Here is a 430-nt window from a genome sequence, read left to right on the forward strand (position 1 = left end):
CACCGCTTACCCGCACCAGAAATTTTTATACAGACAGGGACGGGCTACCGCTGCTGGCTTATGACGAAGCAACTGCTGCAAAAATGCTTCAGCAGGAAGAGTTTGACAGCTACATGCTGGTGAATATGGTAGGGGGAAAATCCTGGAGACTCAAAAACAGATTTGTTGGCGTTTTTGCCAGCCTTAACAATGTCCTCAATACCGAATATAAAACCGGCGGTTATGAACAGTCTCGTAATGTGAATTACACGCTCCTGAAAATTGATTTTGAAAGGGAAAAGCCTCTTTTTGCGCCTAAATACTGGTTTGGCCCGGGCACTACATACTATGCTCACATTTATTATAGATTCTGAAGATGAAGAAGATTTTACCATTTTTGAGCCTGCTGTTTCTTGCAGCCTGTTCTCCCGAAGAAGAATTTGCAATCCCT

The 430-nt window shown here is 43.5% G+C and carries 1 pseudogene; it reads left to right on the forward strand.

Features of this window, described 5'->3' with window-relative positions:
* Positions 1-353 (forward strand): annotated as a pseudogene (locus HC175_RS19075) (TonB-dependent receptor); the annotation flags it as partial.
* Positions 354-430 lie beyond the last annotated feature (77 nt).

Source organism: Salinimicrobium oceani (assembly GCF_012037645.1).